This window comes from Amycolatopsis sp. NPDC051758 (genome assembly GCF_044453095.1).
Taxonomy (GTDB): Bacteria; Actinomycetota; Actinomycetes; order Mycobacteriales; family Pseudonocardiaceae; genus Amycolatopsis.
The window spans coordinates 835,553-850,630 of sequence record NZ_JBITCJ010000001.1 but is presented as its reverse complement, the minus strand read 5'-3'; the positions used below and the strand labels follow the sequence as shown (position 1 = coordinate 850,630).

18 protein-coding genes are annotated in these 15,078 nt (G+C 69.1%); 4 read left to right on the top strand and 14 right to left on the bottom strand.

What is annotated here, in order from left to right; translation table 11 throughout:
* Positions 1 to 143 precede the first annotated feature (143 nt).
* Positions 144 to 938, top strand: a complete 795-nt coding sequence (locus ACIA5G_RS04490; RefSeq protein ID WP_285476861.1) for an HAD-IIA family hydrolase — start codon at positions 144 to 146, stop codon at positions 936 to 938.
* Positions 939 to 975: 37 nt separating this feature from the next.
* Positions 976 to 1,776 (top strand): metallophosphoesterase, encoded by an 801-nt coding sequence (locus ACIA5G_RS04485; RefSeq protein ID WP_395920800.1) that lies wholly within the window; start codon positions 976 to 978, stop codon positions 1,774 to 1,776.
* Here the strand turns inward: ACIA5G_RS04485 and ACIA5G_RS04480 are convergent, their stop codons facing one another.
* The 11 genes from ACIA5G_RS04480 to ACIA5G_RS04430 all read right to left on the bottom strand — a co-directional run bounded on the left by ACIA5G_RS04480 (position 1,777) and on the right by ACIA5G_RS04430 (position 10,337).
* Positions 1,777 to 2,151 (bottom strand): YccF domain-containing protein, encoded by a 375-nt coding sequence (locus ACIA5G_RS04480; protein ID WP_395920799.1) that lies wholly within the window; start codon positions 2,149 to 2,151, stop codon positions 1,777 to 1,779.
* Complete coding sequence (locus ACIA5G_RS04475; RefSeq protein ID WP_395920798.1) at positions 2,151 to 2,900, bottom strand: PhzF family phenazine biosynthesis protein; 750 nt, start codon at positions 2,898 to 2,900, stop codon at positions 2,151 to 2,153. The genes ACIA5G_RS04480 and ACIA5G_RS04475 overlap by 1 nt, the downstream gene beginning before the upstream one ends.
* A gap of 83 nt (positions 2,901 to 2,983) precedes the next feature.
* Entirely contained in the window at positions 2,984 to 4,399 is a 1,416-nt protein-coding gene (locus tag ACIA5G_RS04470; protein WP_395920797.1) for a hypothetical protein, read from the bottom strand.
* A gap of 14 nt (positions 4,400 to 4,413) precedes the next feature.
* Entirely contained in the window at positions 4,414 to 4,965 is a 552-nt protein-coding gene (locus tag ACIA5G_RS04465) for a DUF3558 family protein (protein ID WP_395921882.1), read from the bottom strand.
* Positions 4,966 to 4,967: 2 nt separating this feature from the next.
* Positions 4,968 to 5,465 (bottom strand): hypothetical protein, encoded by a 498-nt coding sequence (locus tag ACIA5G_RS04460; protein WP_395920796.1) that lies wholly within the window; start codon positions 5,463 to 5,465, stop codon positions 4,968 to 4,970.
* Between the two features lie 70 nt (positions 5,466 to 5,535).
* Entirely contained in the window at positions 5,536 to 6,228 is a 693-nt protein-coding gene (locus ACIA5G_RS04455; protein ID WP_395920795.1) for an ESX secretion-associated protein EspG, read from the bottom strand.
* A 33-nt stretch (positions 6,229 to 6,261) separates the two neighbouring features.
* Positions 6,262 to 7,491: a hypothetical protein gene (locus tag ACIA5G_RS04450; RefSeq protein ID WP_395920794.1), complete on the bottom strand. Its 1,230-nt coding sequence runs from the start codon at positions 7,489 to 7,491 to the stop codon at positions 6,262 to 6,264.
* Positions 7,488 to 7,931 carry a hypothetical protein gene (locus tag ACIA5G_RS04445; protein WP_395920793.1) on the bottom strand — a complete coding sequence of 148 codons (444 nt, stop codon included), beginning with the start codon at positions 7,929 to 7,931 and terminating at the stop codon, positions 7,488 to 7,490. Before ACIA5G_RS04445 ends, ACIA5G_RS04450 begins: the two co-directional genes overlap by 4 nt.
* A complete protein-coding gene (locus ACIA5G_RS04440) occupies positions 7,928 to 8,503 on the bottom strand; it encodes a 4Fe-4S single cluster domain-containing protein (RefSeq protein WP_395920792.1) in 576 nt (191 codons plus the stop codon). The genes ACIA5G_RS04445 and ACIA5G_RS04440 overlap by 4 nt, the downstream gene beginning before the upstream one ends.
* Positions 8,491 to 8,706, bottom strand: coding sequence for a DUF2997 domain-containing protein (locus ACIA5G_RS04435; protein ID WP_395920791.1), 216 nt, complete (start codon positions 8,704 to 8,706; stop codon positions 8,491 to 8,493). The genes ACIA5G_RS04440 and ACIA5G_RS04435 overlap by 13 nt, the downstream gene beginning before the upstream one ends.
* Positions 8,703 to 10,337 carry an AAA family ATPase gene (locus tag ACIA5G_RS04430; RefSeq protein ID WP_395920790.1) on the bottom strand — a complete coding sequence of 545 codons (1,635 nt, stop codon included), beginning with the start codon at positions 10,335 to 10,337 and terminating at the stop codon, positions 8,703 to 8,705. Before ACIA5G_RS04430 ends, ACIA5G_RS04435 begins: the two co-directional genes overlap by 4 nt.
* A gap of 130 nt (positions 10,338 to 10,467) precedes the next feature.
* On the opposite strand from ACIA5G_RS04430, the gene ACIA5G_RS04425 reads away from it, so the two are divergent.
* Positions 10,468 to 12,126, top strand: coding sequence for an AMP-binding protein (locus tag ACIA5G_RS04425; protein WP_395920788.1), 1,659 nt, complete (start codon positions 10,468 to 10,470; stop codon positions 12,124 to 12,126).
* 404 nt (positions 12,127 to 12,530) lie between these two features.
* On the opposite strand, the gene ACIA5G_RS04420 is transcribed toward ACIA5G_RS04425, so the two are convergent.
* Both ACIA5G_RS04420 and ACIA5G_RS04415 read right to left on the bottom strand, forming a co-directional pair.
* The gene (locus ACIA5G_RS04420) at positions 12,531 to 13,499 is read right to left on the bottom strand and encodes a R2-like ligand-binding oxidase (RefSeq protein WP_395920786.1); all 969 of its coding nucleotides are present in this window, start codon (positions 13,497 to 13,499) and stop codon (positions 12,531 to 12,533) included.
* Positions 13,496 to 14,095 carry a TetR/AcrR family transcriptional regulator gene (locus ACIA5G_RS04415; RefSeq protein ID WP_395920785.1) on the bottom strand — a complete coding sequence of 200 codons (600 nt, stop codon included), beginning with the start codon at positions 14,093 to 14,095 and terminating at the stop codon, positions 13,496 to 13,498. Before ACIA5G_RS04415 ends, ACIA5G_RS04420 begins: the two co-directional genes overlap by 4 nt.
* 94 nt (positions 14,096 to 14,189) lie before the next feature.
* On the opposite strand from ACIA5G_RS04415, the gene ACIA5G_RS04410 reads away from it, so the two are divergent.
* Positions 14,190 to 14,813, top strand: coding sequence for an HAD family hydrolase (locus ACIA5G_RS04410; RefSeq protein ID WP_395920783.1), 624 nt, complete (start codon positions 14,190 to 14,192; stop codon positions 14,811 to 14,813).
* Here ACIA5G_RS04410 and ACIA5G_RS04405 read toward each other — a convergent pair.
* The gene (locus ACIA5G_RS04405; RefSeq protein ID WP_395920782.1) at positions 14,810 to 15,052 is read right to left on the bottom strand and encodes a hypothetical protein; all 243 of its coding nucleotides are present in this window, start codon (positions 15,050 to 15,052) and stop codon (positions 14,810 to 14,812) included. The genes ACIA5G_RS04410 and ACIA5G_RS04405 overlap by 4 nt on opposite strands.
* Positions 15,053 to 15,078 lie beyond the last annotated feature (26 nt).

Below are 15,078 nucleotides of genomic sequence, written 5' to 3'. Positions count from 1 at the left end.
ACCACGCCGGTGACGTCGAAAAGTATTCCCCCGAACCCCCTCGGTGACCGGGAACGCGACTCCCCTCGCGATACCGGCAATTCCCACTGTAGCCCTTTTCGGCGTGGAACGCAGGTGTCTCGCACGCGTGATAGGTTTCGCGCATGAACGAGCGCCGGTGGACGTATCTCTCCGACATGGACGGCGTCCTGGTCAAGGAGGAGCACCTCGTCCCGGGGGCCGACGAGTTCCTCGCCGAGCTGAAGTCGAACGGCATCGACTTCCTGGTGCTGACCAACAACTCGATCTACACCCCGCGTGACCTGCGGGCCCGGCTGGAGCGCACCGGGCTCGACATCCCGGAGGAGTCGATCTGGACCTCGGCGCTGGCGACGGCGAAGTTCCTCTCGTCGCAGCGGCCGAACGGCTCGGCGTACGTCATCGGCGAAGCGGGCCTCACCACGGCGCTGCACGAGGTCGGCTACGTGCTGACCGAGCGCGACCCGGACTACGTCGTCCTCGGCGAGACACGGACGTACAGCTTCAGCGCGATCACGCGTGCGATCCGGCTGATCGAGGGCGGCGCGAAGTTCATCGCGACCAACCCGGACGCGACCGGCCCGAGTGTCGAAGGCTCGATGCCCGCCACCGGTTCCGTCGCGGCGCTGATCGAGAAGGCCACCGGGCGCTCGCCGTACTACGTTGGCAAGCCGAACCCGTTGATGATGCGCTCGGCGTTGCGCCGATTGGGTGCGCATTCGGAGTCGACGCTGATGATCGGCGACCGGATGGACACCGACGTCCATTCGGGCATCGAAGCCGGGTTGCAGACGATCCTGGTGCTCACCGGCATCTCCACCCGGGAGTCGGCCGAACGCTATCCGTATCGGCCCACCCTGGTGCTCGACTCGATCGCCGACCTGATCGGGCGAACCGCGGACCCGTTCGGCGAAGGCTGACGGTGGGCCGGGCGGCCACAGGGCTTATCGTCACCGGATGAGCAAGTCCACGTACGTAGTGGGCGACGTGCACGGCCACCGGGACGAACTGGCCGAGGCACTGCGCGCCGAAGGTCTGGTCGACGACGAAGACAACTGGTCGGGGGCAGCGGACCAGCTGTGGTTCCTCGGTGACTTCGTCGACCGCGGCCCGGACGGCGTCGGCGCGATCGACCTGGTCATGCAGCTCGAAGCGCAGGCGGCCGAGGCCGGCGGCCTGGTGCAGACGCTGCTGGGCAACCACGAGATCCTGGCACTGGGGATGTACCACTTCGGCGACGAGCCGGTGCCGTCCGACTTCGGCCCGCGCAGCTTCGCCCGCAGCTGGGAGATCAACGGCGGCCTGCTGGCCGACCAGGACCGGCTGACCCCGGAGCACATCGAGTGGCTGACCGCGCGCCCGTTGGCCGCTCTGGCGGCCGACCACCTGCTCCTGCACTCGGACACCCTGGAGTACCTCGATTGGGGCGGCACGGTGCCGGCCATCAACGAGACGGCGGGCGAAATCCTCGCGGGGTCCGACATCGAGGCGTGGTGGGACGTCTGGCGCCGCATGACGACGCGCTACGCGTTCCGCGGGCCCGAAGGCGAGGAGAACGCGCAGAAGCTGATGGACCAGCTCGGCGGCTCCCGGATCGTGCACGGGCACAGCGTCATCGCGGACCAGCTGGGGATCCACCCGACGCAGATCGAAGGGCCGTACCTGTACGCGGGCGGCAAGGCCCTGGGGGTCGACGGCGGGTTGTTCGTCGGCGGGCCGTGCCTGGTGGTGGAGCTGCCGTACGAGCCGGAGTCCTGATCAGCCGATCTCGACGATCTCCTTGCCGAGCGGCATCAGCGACACCGGGATCATCTTGAAGTTCGCGATGCCGAGCGGGATGCCGATGATCGTGATGCACAGCGCGACGCCGGTGAGGACGTGTCCGATCGCCAGCCACAGCCCGGCGAAGACGAACCAGATCACGTTGCCGAGGCAGGACGCGGCGCCGGCGTCCCGCCGGTCGACCACCGTGCGCCCGAACGGCCAGAGCGCGTAGGCCGCGATCCGGAACGACGCGAGCCCGAACGGGATCGTGATGATCAGGATGCAGCAGATGACGCCCGCGACCAGGTAACCCAGCGCCATCCAGACGCCGCAGAGCACGAGCCAGATGAGGTTCAGGAGAGTGCGCATCAGACGTGCAGCTCCCCGCTCACGACGGTCACGGCCTGGCCGGCGAGGTGCACCCGGTCGCCGTCCTGCCGCGTCCGGACGACCCCGCCGCGCGCGGAGACCTGGTGGCCGGTGAGCTCCTTGTTGCCGAGCTTCTCGGACCAGTAGGGCGACAGGATGCAGTGCGCCGAGCCGGTGACGGGATCTTCGTCGATGCCGACGCCCGGCGCGAAGAAGCGGCTGACGTAGTCGTCGCCTCTCGCGGTGACCAGCAGCCGTCCCGTCCAGGTGTCCTTGAGTTTGGCGAGGTCGGGTTCGAGGTTTTTGACCGTTTCAGCGTCGCGAAGGACGGCGAAGAGGTTCTCGACGCCGCGTCCGGTGTACTCGATCTCGACCCCGGGGAGGATTTCGGACAGATCGTCGTCGGTCTGCTGCGGCGGGTCGGAGGGGAAGTCCAGCTCGACCCAGCCGTCTTCGGCCTTGGCGCGGAGTTCACCGCTCTTGGTGGTGTAGACCTGCTCACCGCCGAGCACGTGCGTGGCGGCCACGGTGGCGTGCCCGCACAGCGCGACCTCGACCGCGGGGGTGAACCACCGGAGCGACTTGGGGCCGGGGCCCGAGGTGACGACAAAGGCGGTCTCGGCGTGCTTCATCTCGGTGGCGACGGCTTGCATCCAGGCCGGGTCGGCGGGCTCGTCCAGGAGGACGACGCCGGCGGAATTGCCGGTGAAGGCCCGGTCGGTGAAGGCGTCGACGATGAAGAAGCGCATGGCTTCCACAGTAGCTGCGGCGTGGGGGGCCTGATCTTGATCTAGGGGAGATTTAGGGGTCTCCCTTAGGGCATCTCGCCGGTCTACGACTCCCCGATGGTGGGCTTGACGATCTTCTCGCCGTCCGGCCCCCGTTCCGGCTTGAGGTCGAAGACGTCTTCCTCGACGGCGTACTTGTTCTTGTGCTCTTTGTCGTCTTCCTTTTTCTTGCCCGCCCCACCGGCACCGGCGGCTCCCGGAGCCCCGGCCTTGCCCTTGGCGGCCGCGGCGGCCGTGGCCCCACGCTCGAGCCGCTCGCCGGGGGCCTTCCCGCCGGTCTTGGCGCTCTCGCCGGCGGTCTCCTTCGGGCCACCGGTGTAACCACCGCCGGACACGCGGGACCCGGCAAAGCCCGTCCCGGCACGCCCCGACCCGATGCCGGGCTTGCTGCGCGTGATGTCACCGCTCCCGCCACCGGCCCCGGGCGTGCCGGGCATGGCCAGCCCGTCGGGCGTCATCCGCGGGAAGCCACTCGCGGCCGGCCCACCGCGGAAGTTCGTGTTGCCACCACCAAAGGTGCCACCGGTACCGCTGGTGGCACCCGGCGGAACGTAGGAGGGCGGCATCGCCCCAGGCGGCGTTGTCCCGGGCGGGGCGACACCGGGCGTCGTGCCGGGCGGCACGTAGCCGCCCCCGGTCGTCCCACCGGGCCCGGTGCCCCCGACGGTAGGGGTGCCGGTGAAGCCGGTGCTGCTGGTCCCGTGGAAGCCGGAAACAGAGGTCGAGTCCCCATTCCCCAGCTGCGGCGGCGGCGCGTAGGTGGGCTGGGAGCTGGCGGTCTCGTGGTAGGTGCCGTCGAGGCCCTGCAGGACCTGAACGGCCTGCTGGTGCGCGGCATCGGCCTGCTGCTGCTTGACCTGGATGCCGGCCATGGTGGAGCTCATGCCGATGAGATTGCCGGAGTTGTACTGCTGCTTCGCCTTGTCCAGCTCGGCCTGCTGGTTGAAGCCGGTGGGCTCGGGCATGTTGGTCTTGGCGTAATGCGCGGCCGCGGACTGCTGGGAGTAGTGATTGGAGACCAGCTGCATGGCATCACCGGTCTGCTCGGTGTGCCCGGCGGTGCTCTGGAAGAAGCCGTTCGCTTGCTCTGCTGCCGGCCCCTGCCATGACCCACCTGATGCCGTAGCCGCGTCACGGAACTGGTTGGACGCGTCGGCGAGCCAGTTGCCGTAGACGTTGGCCACGCGGCTGCGGTCGTTGATGCCCTCGATGTCGAGGTCCTTGTGCACCATGTCGTACAGCACCTCGTGCGGGCTGTTCGCATAGTTCTCGCCAGGCGCCGGCGAATCGCCCCGCAGGTTCTGGCCCTCTTGCAGGACCTTTCCTTGCGCGACCGAGTAGTCCGACGCCGCTTTCTGAGTCAGCCGCTGGCCCTCGGCATTGCCTTGGAGCTTCTGTTCGGTGGCCGCGTAGTAGTCACCCTCGGACTGGCGATGCTCCGCCCGGTGCGGCTGACTCATGACAGGACTCCGTCTCAGTTCTTCGGCAGCAGTGGTTCGACTTTCGCGGCGATTTCTTCGGTCTGCGTGCAGGCGCTCCCGGTATCCGTGCTTGCGCTCAGTAGAACCAGGGCACGGGAGTTCGGCTTCACTTCCAACCACACACCGCACTGCCCGGAGGAGTGCTGTGGCTCGCGTTCTTCGACCGCCGGACGCCCGTTGACCTTTCCCTCGCTCGCTTGGCTCGGGTTGCTGACATTGTCCCGATAGTTCTGGCCAGCCTGCAGGGACAGGGCCACGTCCGCGCCTGGTGTGTCAACGGTCGCGGCCTTGGTGGCCCGGCAGGACTCCTTCGAGCGGGCAACAGTCGGCTCGGCCTGTGGAAATCCCCGCCCGGCGAGGGCTTGGTCGAGCAAGACGCACGAGTCCAAGCCCACGAAAGGATTGCTGCCGGCGGTGTTCGATTCCGGAGCAGTCGATACCGACGTAGTTGAACTGGGGTTTGCTTGGCCCCCAACCTGACTCGTGCAGGCGGTAAGGCCGAAGGTAAGAGCCAGTGCGGCGAGCGCAACCGGAAATCCTCGCACCTTCACCGCTCTTGCAGACCTTTGTTGAGCTGGGCGAATGTCATGCTGTGGGCGTCCTCGGTTTCGCGGTAGTTCTTGCGGGCGATCGCCATCGCCTCGCGAGCCTGCAGGACGCCATCGCGCATCCGGATGAGGTTGGGGATCAGGGACTCCTCATCGCCGTCTGCCACTTTTACATTGAAGGTGGCGACAGCCTTGGCGTACTCGCTGCCTCCCATGTTGGCTGCTGTCGTCAGAAGTCCGACGTCGACGATCATGCGGTTGTATCCGTCGAGGAAGAAGTCGCAGGCCTTGATGTACGCCTGGAACCCTTCCTCGTTCACCGCGAACTGACCGCCCTCGGCCAGCGACTTCAGGTGATGGCCACCCTCGCTGACTCGCTTCGCGGCGTCGGAGTCCGTAGGTCCGTCCAGCAACCCGGAAAGGAAGTTCGACCCCGCGTCCCCTTCACCGGGCGGAGGCGTGAACGTGCCCGGTGCGCCGAACTGCGAACCGCTCATGACGCCCTCCCAGTCGTCGACACCACCCTGCGTGGTCCTCTTGCACTGTACTAGTGACGAACCGGCCGCGTCAGTGGTTCCGGCCACGCTCGTGGAGCCAGGTTCGCAGGTGAGAACCATCCGATGGGGTGAACCGGACGCGGGTTTCGCCGCCCGGTAGGGCCTCGCTGAACATCAGGAAACGGCCGCCGGCGTTGTCGACGAACGTCACCGTTCCGGCCGGCTTCAGTGCGCCCGAATGGCGGATCGACAGCTCGAACGTGCCGTAGCGGTGCAGGGGCCACGACGAGAACTCCGTCGCCGCGTCCGTGTCGCGGCGGTTGCCGGGCTCGGTGAACGTCAGCTCCGGCAGGGGGACCGGACAGTAGTCCGGCAGCATGCCGACCACCAGGTCGACCAGGCGGTCCGGCCGCGTCTGGGCGAACAGGACCTCTTCGCCGGCCAGCTCCGCGAAGACGCCGAGCCCGTGGCCGATCGCGGCCCGGTAGAAGACCTGGCGGCCTTCTTCCGCCGCGCGGACGATGATCAGCACGTCCGGCTGGGTCCACGCCCGCAGCGTCTGCTCGACCTCGATGTCCAGTTTGTCCGCGCCCGCCAGGCTCCGCGCCCGCATGGACTCCCAGGACGCGGCCGCGATGCGTTCGTTCTCGGCCAGGGTGCGACCGGGGCTGCGGATTTCGAACGGGTGCCAGTTCGCCGGGAGACCCGTGCGCCGGATCGCCGTGTCGAGTTCCGTCAGGCTCAGGGAAAATTGCTCCGGCACATCCCCGAGCGTAGCGGACCGGCCACCGCGCGCTCAGATGTCGAGCTGCCGCACACCCGTCTCGCGCAACGGCACCCGGCCGGCCGTCGCACGCGTCCGCAGCCGGACGATCTCGTGCGGCTGCAGGCCGATCGCGACGCCGAACGCCTCCACGTCCGCAAATCCGCCCTGACGCTGCCGCAGCTTCAGCGCGCGCTCCACCCGCTCCGGGGAAAGCACGCGCGCCAGCTCCGGTCCCGAAGCCGTGTTGACGTCCAAAAGGGGCACCGGAAGGGGAGCAGAAACCGGAGCAGAAACCGGCGGAGCAGCCAGCGGAACCACACCAACCGGGACATAAGCCTCGATCGTGTCGTTCTCCCGCACGTCCCGCGTCCCCAGCCCGACCGTGAACACCCGGCTCCCGGCGGTCGTCCGCACCGCCACCCCGCCCGTGGCCAGCGACAGGATCGGCAGTTCCGGCGCGATGACCGTGCTCCGCTCGTTGAACGTCGTCCCCGCCGGCCGCAGCACCCGCGCCCGCGTGCCCACCGTGAACTGCGCGGCCCGCCCCTCCGGCACCTCGACCGCCGCCACCACCGAGCCGTTGCCGAGGTCGGTGACGCCGTGCACCACCGCTGCCCCTTCGCGACGCTCCAAGTGGTCGTGCGCAGGCTCGTGGAACGCGGTCAGCGCGTCCCCGGCCATCGGCGGCACGTCGCACTGGAAGCCGAGCAGCGCCGTTCCCGGCTGACCGGCCGGCAGCTCCTCGACCGGCCCGGCCGGGCCGAACAGCCCGAGCACCCGCAGCGGCTCGCCGACCGGCCGGCCACCCCGCAGCAGCGCGGCCAGCGCCCCGTACCGCAGCACGCCGGTCTGCGGCCGCACCTGCACGTGGAAACCGGTGAGCTGGTCGTACGCCGGCGCCAGCACCACCGCCAGCCCGTCCTGCCTGCTGGTGTCCGGCCCGACGGCGTCGTCGGTGTACAGCTCCAGCGAGTCCCCGTTCCCGATGTCCCGCCGCCCGACGGCGACGAAGACGTCCTTGAGGAACCCGGCGTCGGTCACCGGCTCGACGTCGCTGGAGAAGAACTTCTTCCGCACCATGATCCCCAGGCGCAGGTTGTCGGCGAGGACGCGGTCGCCGCGCCGCAGCCGTGCGCGGGCGCCGCGGACCGCGCGCCCGATGCTCACCTGCCCGCCGGGCAGCTCCCCGAGGCCGGGGAGGGTGATCGTGTCGTTGAGCGCCTTGCCGAACTCGATCAGCCCGACCCTGACCTCGGTCACGACGTGGCGGCCAGCGTGACGCTGATCGACTGGTCGGCGTTGACCCGCTCGGATTCGACGACCATCCCGTTCGAAGCCGCGCGCTGCTTGAGCCGTGCGAGAACCGCACGCTGCACTTCGGCGGCGTACGCCTCGTCGACCGACAGCACCAGCCGCTGGGCTTCGGCCTCGGCGAGCCCAGGGCCGTCGACGTGGGCCATCTGGACGCCTTCGGGGCCGTAGACGAACGTGATCCGCCGGCCCTCCCACGCGGCGGTGACGGCGTTCCCGTCGTCGGTCACCTGGGCGCGCAGCCCGGTCAGCGCGCGGGCGAGCAGGTCGCGGTGGCGCATCCGGGTCCGCACGGTGACGACGCCGGGCTGCGCCTGCGTGTGCGCGGCGATCGTGGCGGCGTTGAGCTGGGCCAGCGCCTCACTGCGCAGCTTGAGCGTGACACTCATCGGTGATCCCCTTCGAGCAGCGCTTCGAGTACTTCGGTGGTGGCGAACCCGTTCAGCTCGATCGCGCCGTCCGGGGCGATCGTCAGTTCCAGCCGGTTCGGGGTGCGGAAAATCGACTCGTCGTAGCGGTCGGTCAGGAAGTGGAACCGCTGGTTCACCGAGCCGACCCACGGCCGCGACGGCTCCGGCCGGTCGGCCAGGAACGGGCCGTCGACCAGCAGATCCGTCGCATCGAGCAGCTTCGACGGCGGCAGCTCCTCCAGGACGTGCCCGGTGAACGTCATCACCGATAGTCCCTCGGCGCGTACGGCTTCGGCGAAGAGCCCGAGCGGCCCAGGCTGGTCGAACGGCTCACCACCGAGCAGCGTGACGCCTTCGATGCCGTCGATCGCCAGCACTCGCGAAACCAGTTCCGGCCACGGCAAGAGCGTGCCGCCGCGGGTCGTCCACGTCTGCGGGTTGAAACAGCCGGGGCAGCGGACCGAGCAGCCCTGGGTCCACACCGCGCAGCGCAGGCCGGGCCCCTCCGCGGCGGTCGTGTCGACGATCCGGTGCAGGTTCAGGAGTTCCATTGGGTCTGCTGCTGTGAAGCCGTGTTCTCCGCGGAAGCGGACGTGCGCCGGTAGTCCTCGGTGAACTCCGAGGTCACCGTCTCCGCGCCGAGCAGGTCCTCCAGCAGCGGGATGTAGTCGAGGCACTTCGAGCCGGTCACGCCGTGCGTTTCGGCGCTGATCGAGCCGTCCTTGCCGATGGTCACGGTCACGCGGTGCGTCATACGTCGATCGTCCTCCCACTCGGTGCCCCCGGTGACGGCGGCGGTGGCGCGACGGGCGCCGGCGGCTCGGCCACGTCGTCGGACGTGTCCGTCGCTGCGACGGCGCGCGTCTCGGCCCAGTTCCGGATGGCCAGGATCTCGTCGGCCTGGGTGACCGACAGCGGCACGGTCGACTTCACCGCGTGCACCAGGTCGTCGCGGCGCAGCGGCCGCTTCTCGGCGAACGCGTCGACCAGGCCCGACAGCACGGCCTGCTCGATCTCGGCGCCGCTGTACCCGGCGCTGACGTCGGCGAGCTCGGTGAACAGCGCGTCGTCCATCCGCAGTTCACTGCGCACGAAGTCGTCGGTGACACGCCGGTGCAGGTGGATCCGCCAGATCGCGGCGCGCTCGGGCGCCGACGGCAGGTCGACGAAGAAGATTTCGTCGAACCGGCCCTTGCGGAGGAACTCCGGCGGCAGCGAGCCGACCTGGTTCGCGGTGGCCATCACGAACACCGGCGCCGTCTTCTCCTGCATCCAGGACAGGAACGTGCCGAACACCCGCCGCGCGGTGCCGCCGTCCCCGCCGCCGCCCGCGCCGGCGAGGCCCTTCTCGATCTCGTCGACCCACAGCACGCAGGGCGCGATGCCCTCCGCCGTGCGGATGACCGTGCGGATGTTCTTCTCGCTGGAGCCGACCAGGCCGGCGAAGACGCGGCCCAGGTCCAGCCGCAGCAGCGGCAGCCGCCACATGTTGGCGACGCACACCGCGGACAGGCTCTTGCCGCAGCCGGGCACGCCGGTGAGCAGCAGGCCCTTCGGCGCCGCGAGGTTGTACGCCGACGCCGCGGGTGTCCAGGTGCCGGTGCGCTTGGTGAGCCAGCGCTTGAGCCGGTCGAGCCCGCCGACGGCGTCGAAGCTCGTTTCCGCGGGGACGATGTCGAGCATCCCGGAGCGGCGCACGGCCTGGCGCTTCTCGGCGAGGATCAGTTCCAGGTCGCTGGGGTCGAGGCCGCCGCCCTCGACCAGCGCCCTGGCGAACGCGTTTTCGGCTTCGGGCAAGGTCAGCCCGCGGGCGGCGACGATGATCATGTCCCGGTCGTCGCGGTCGATGCTGATCCGCACGTTCTGCCGGTGCGCGGCGACCATGCCGTCCAGCAGCTCGCCGATCTGGCGCTGGTCGGGCAGCGGGAAGTCGACGACGGTCGCGTCGTGCTCCAGCTCGGGCGGCACCGGCAGCGACGGCGACACGAGGATCAGGCTCAGTGGCACCGGACGCGTCTTGAACGCGGCGGCGAGCTCGCGCAGCCGGCGGACGACGTCGGGATCCGGCCGGTGGCCACCTTCGGACACCAGCGACGGGTGCAGGTCGACGAACACGAACACGGCGGGCTCGGCCCAGCTGTAAACGCGTTCCAGCGCGGCCGCCGCGGCGCGGGTCTCGTTGATGGGCGGACCGCCCGCCGGCGCCAGGCCGGTGGTCGACGACCACACGTACACCCGCCGCGGCGTGCGCAGCCGCTGCTGGTCCTCCGCGACCGCGCGAATCTCGCGGAGCACCCGCTGCTCTTCGTGCGTCTCGACGACCAGCAACGGATAACGCGCCTGCAGCAACTGGGTCAGCTCGTCGCGAAACCCCTGGCCGGCCATCGATCGCCCCCTGAAAGTCCGCGGGCGATGCTACCAGCGGTTCGATCTCGAAACGGCTCCGAGCGGTCGCGACCGGCGCGTTCCGTTCTTAGACTCACCTGGCCCGACGAAGACGTCCAAGGGAGCCACCATGCCTGACGCGCCCGCCCTGCCGAGCTACGCCTCGGGGATCTCGGAGGTCCCGCTGCTCGGGGACACCATCGGCGACAACTTCGACCGGACGGTGGCGGCGTTCGGCGATCGTGACGCGCTGGTCGACCGGCTCGCCGGCCGCCGGTGGACCTACCGGGAGCTGGCCGCCGAGGTGAACGCGCTGGCGCTGGGGCTCCTCGCGCAGGGGATCGGCAAGGGGGACCGGGTCGGGATCTGGTCGCCGAACCGCGCGGAGTGGACGTTCCTGCAGTACGCGACGGCGAAGATCGGCGCGGTCCTGGTCAACATCAACCCGGCGTACCGCTCGCACGAGCTGGCGTACGTGCTCAACCAGGCCGGGGTGAAGCTGCTGGTCGCGTCGGACAAGTTCAAGACGTCCGACTACCCGGCGATGGTCGACGAGGTCCGCGAGAAGTGCGCGCAGCTCGAGCACGTCGTGCTGCTCGGCGGCGAGAGCTGGCAGGCGCTGATGGACGCCGGCTGGCAGGGCGACCCCGCGCGGCTCGCGGAACTGCAGGCGAACCTCTCGGCGGACGACCCGATCAACATCCAGTACACGTCGGGCACCACGGGCTTCCCCAAGGGCGCCACCCTGTCCCACCACAACATCCTCAACAACGGCTACTTCGTCGGCGAGCTGTGCAACTACACCGAATTCGACAAGGTGTGCATCCCGGTGCCCTTCTACCACTGCTTCGGCATGGTGATGGGCAACCTGGCGTGCACCAGCCACGGCGCGTGCATGGTCATCCCGGCCCCGGCGTTCGACCCGCGCGCCACGCTGGAGGCCGTCGCCGCCGAGCAGTGCACGTCGCTCTACGGCGTGCCGACGATGTTCATCGCCGAGCTGAGCCACCCGGACTTCGCGAGCTTCGACCTGTCGTCGCTGCGCACCGGCATCATGGCCGGCTCGCCGTGCCCGGTCGAGGTGATGAAGCAGGTCATCGACCGGATGGGCATGGCGGAGGTGTCGATCTGCTACGGCATGACCGAGACGTCCCCGGTGTCGACGCAAACGCGGTCGGACGACTCGGTCGAGCGCCGCGTGTCGACGGTCGGGCGGGTCGGGCCGCACCTCGAGGTCAAGGTCGTCGACCCGGAAACCGGCCTGACGGTGCCGCGCGGCGAGCCGGGCGAGCTGTGCACGCGCGGGTACTCGGTGATGCTCGGGTACTGGGAGCAGCCGGACAAAACGGCCGAGGCGATCGACGCGGCCCGCTGGATGCACACGGGTGACCTGGCGGTCATGGACGGCGACGGCTACGTCAACATCACCGGCCGCATCAAGGACATGGTCATCCGCGGCGGCGAAAACCTGTACCCGCGCGAGATCGAGGAGTTCCTCTACACGCACCCGGACATCCTCGACGCGCAGGTCGTCGGCGTCCCGGACGAGAAGTACGGCGAAGAGCTGATGGTGTGGGTCCGGATGCGCGAAGGCGCTACGCCGTTGACGGCGGAGAAGGTGCGTGAGTTCTGCGAGGGGAAGCTCGCGCGCTACAAGATCCCGCGGTACGTGCACGTCGTCGAGGAGTTCCCGATGACGGTGACCGGCAAGGTCCGCAAGGTCGAGATGCGCGAGAAGTCGATCAGCCTGCTCGGCCTGGAGAACGCAGCCGCGGCGAAGCACGCCTAAACCGGGCTCGGCGGTCGTGCGTTACCCCTTCGCAGTGTTTGTCACACGAAGGGAGATTCGCCGTGACTCGAGGCTGGGAGTGGGGCCGTAACAACGAATGGTCCCGCGGGAACGACTGGACCCGCGGGAACGAGTGGTGCCGCACTTGGGACTGGTGACCGCGTGAAGCGCAACAAGGACTGGCGAGCTTGGGAGTGGTGATCATGACGCGAGTTTGGGAGTGGTGAAGCGATGAACCGCGCTTGGGAATGGTGAACCGTGGAACGGCAATGGGAGTGGTGATCACGTGAAGCGCTCTTGGGAGTGGTGAGACCATGAATCGCGTCTGGGACTGGTGACGGTCGGCCGTGAGGGGCACCTTCAGGGCTTATCTGTCCCTGAAGGCGCCCTTCACGGCACCGCCGTCAGGCGACGTCCGCGGCCGCCTCCGCGATCGCCTTCGCGTCTTCCTCACCGAAGGTCTCTTCCAGGTCCTCGGGCGAGTAGTCGAGGTCGATCTGCTCCACCGGCATCCCGCGTGCCGACTCGATCGCGCCCAAACGCCGCTGCGCGCGGTCGGCCGCGTACTGGATGATCTCCTCCGGATCGTTGTCGAAGGGCACTTCCTCGAACTGGTCCTGCACCCACTGGATCATGTTGAGCGCGTGCGGAAGCAGCTCGCCCATCCGCTGCTGCACGGCGTCCCACAGCGAGTCGTCCGCGGCGACGTGCCGGCGGCAGGTGAACGTGCCCCAGGCCATGTGACGGCGCTCGTCGTCGCCGATGCGGCGGACCAGTTCCTGCATGCCCGGCAGGATGTTCTGCTGGGTGCAGATCAGCTGCCACGAGTAGTACCCGGTGAGCGCGAGACTGCCCTCGATCACGTGGTTGTACGTCACGCTCGCGCGGATCTGGTTGAGCGGGCTGGGATCGTCCTCCAGCGCCCGCAGCGACTGCGGCAGCTCCTCGTAGAACAGCTTGCGGTAGTGCGGGTTCTCGGCGACGTAAGGGTGGAGGTCCCCGGTCAGCCCGACCGCGTCCATCCAGCGCCGGAACACTTCCGTGTGCTTGGCTTCCTCGAAGCAGAACTGCGTCAGGTACATCTCGTCGCCGAACCGGCCGGTCGCCGACATCGCGCGCATGAACGGCTGGATGTCTTCGGTGACCGCCTCTTCGCCGGCGATGAACTGCGCGACCAGGTAAGTCGTGCTTCGTTTCTGCTCGTCGTTGAGCGTGTCCCAGCCCTCACGTTCACGGCTGAAGTCGATGTCGGCCGGGTTCCAGAACTTCTTGTTGCCCTTGACGAACAGCCGCAACGGGAACGAGTCCCAGTTCAGCCCGCCCTTGCGCAGCGAGGAGAAGCCGGTCCGCAGCTCGGCGAGTGTGTCGGTCATCGTGTCACTCCATTGTGGACGAATTGGCGGATGGCGGGGGCCAGCACCGCGGTGACGGCGTCGGCCGCCTCCGTCGCCGAGTGCGTGGGCAGCACCAGGTGCGACAGCGAAAGCCGCACCACGGTTTCGGCGAGCAGCGCGGCGGATTCGGCCGACAGCCCCGGCTCGAGCTCCTGGTACTGCTCGGCAGCGAGGTCCGCGGCCGCGGTGAGGATCGGCTCGCCCTTGGTCGTGAGCAGGGGCAGCAGGTCCTCGCCGGCTTCGGTGCCGAGCGCCGCGGCGACCAGGCGGTTCTCCCGCGCGTGCTCGATCGTGTAGACGACGGCGTGGTGGATGCCGGCCAGCAGCCCGTCCGCCGTTTCGAACCGCTGCCGGATCCCGTCGAGGAACTCCGACGCGGTGCGCAGCGCCACCGCCTGGGTCAGCGCCGCCTTGTTCCCGAACTCGTTGTAGACGGTCTGCCTGCTCACCCCGGCCCGGGCCGCGACGTCGGCCATCCGCAGCGCCGCGTGCCCCCGGTCCGGCAGCAGGTCGGCGGCGGCGTCGAGCAGCGCTTCCCGCAACGACGCCTTCGTCCGGTCAGTGAAGCTGGTCACACCTCCACCTTGACACAGATCACTCCGCTGTCAAGGCGCTGTACATGATCGGTTGACGTGTAAATCTGTCGGTGGGGGCAGCTACCGTGCAGGGGTGGGCATCACGGTGGGGTTCGACCTCGACATGACACTGATCGACGCGCGCCCGGGCATGGCCGCGGCGATGAACGCGCTCGGCGCCGAATCCGGCCTGCCGCTGGACGGCGACGCGTTCGCGGCCAACCTCGGCCCGCCGCTGGACGACATCCTGCGCGGCTTCGAAGCGCCCGAGGAGCGCATCCCCGGCCTCGTCGACCGTTTCCGCGCGCTGTACCCGGACATGGTCGTGCCGAGCACGGTCGCGCTGCCGGGCGCGGTCGAGTCGCTGCGCGCGGTCCGCGCCGCCGGCGGGCGCACGCTCGTCGTCACCGGCAAGTACGGGCCCAATGCGCAGCTGCACGTGGACGCGCTCGGCCTGGACGTCGACGAGGTCGTCGGCGAGCTGTGGTCCACGCAGAAGGCCGAAGCGCTCCTGGCGCACGACGCACGCGTGTATGTCGGAGATCACGCAGGCGACATCCGGGGTGCGCTCGCAGCGAGTGCGATCGCGGTGGGTGTCACGACGGGGCCGTGCGACCGCGCGCTGTTGCTCAGCGAAGGCGCCGAAGTGGTGTTCGACTCGCTGACGGAGTTCCCGGACTGGTTCGAGCGGACCTTCGCGGGGAGCGTGGTGCCCTAGTCGGTTTTCTTGGCCCTGGCCTCGAAGAACAGCGCGAGCAGGCTGAGCCCCAGGCCCAGCGGGGTGACTACGCCGGCGCCGACGGACAGCCAGATCGGCAGGTTCTCCAGACCGGCGGCGAACATGATGAACACCGTCAGGACGGTGAGCATGCCGAGGCCGAAGAGGCCGATACCGATCCGCATGAGGAACGGTTTGCCGGGGGCGGCCACGGTGGTCTCCTTCGTCGCGGTCGTCATGAAGCAGAGGGTATCCGCCGGTATCG

Excerpts from the sequence above, each read along its gene's own strand:
- ACIA5G_RS04490 (WP_285476861.1), top strand. The coding sequence starts at position 144 with ATGAACGAGCGCCGGTGGACGTATCTCTCCGACATGGACGGCGTCCTG.
- ACIA5G_RS04425 (WP_395920788.1), top strand. The coding sequence starts at position 10,468 with ATGCCTGACGCGCCCGCCCTGCCGAGCTACGCCTCGGGGATCTCGGAG.
- ACIA5G_RS04430 (WP_395920790.1), bottom strand. The coding sequence starts at position 10,337 with ATGGCCGGCCAGGGGTTTCGCGACGAGCTGACCCAGTTGCTGCAGGCG.
- ACIA5G_RS04485 (WP_395920800.1), top strand. The coding sequence starts at position 976 with ATGAGCAAGTCCACGTACGTAGTGGGCGACGTGCACGGCCACCGGGAC.
- ACIA5G_RS04445 (WP_395920793.1), bottom strand. The coding sequence starts at position 7,931 with ATGAGTGTCACGCTCAAGCTGCGCAGTGAGGCGCTGGCCCAGCTCAAC.
- ACIA5G_RS04420 (WP_395920786.1), bottom strand. The coding sequence starts at position 13,499 with ATGACCGACACACTCGCCGAGCTGCGGACCGGCTTCTCCTCGCTGCGC.
- ACIA5G_RS04475 (WP_395920798.1), bottom strand. The coding sequence starts at position 2,900 with ATGCGCTTCTTCATCGTCGACGCCTTCACCGACCGGGCCTTCACCGGC.
- ACIA5G_RS04460 (WP_395920796.1), bottom strand. The coding sequence starts at position 5,465 with ATGAGCGGTTCGCAGTTCGGCGCACCGGGCACGTTCACGCCTCCGCCC.
- ACIA5G_RS04435 (WP_395920791.1), bottom strand. The coding sequence starts at position 8,706 with ATGACGCACCGCGTGACCGTGACCATCGGCAAGGACGGCTCGATCAGC.
- ACIA5G_RS04480 (WP_395920799.1), bottom strand. The coding sequence starts at position 2,151 with ATGCGCACTCTCCTGAACCTCATCTGGCTCGTGCTCTGCGGCGTCTGG.
- ACIA5G_RS04405 (WP_395920782.1), bottom strand. The coding sequence starts at position 15,052 with ATGACGACCGCGACGAAGGAGACCACCGTGGCCGCCCCCGGCAAACCG.
- ACIA5G_RS04440 (WP_395920792.1), bottom strand. The coding sequence starts at position 8,503 with ATGGAACTCCTGAACCTGCACCGGATCGTCGACACGACCGCCGCGGAG.
- ACIA5G_RS04470 (WP_395920797.1), bottom strand. The coding sequence starts at position 4,399 with ATGAGTCAGCCGCACCGGGCGGAGCATCGCCAGTCCGAGGGTGACTAC.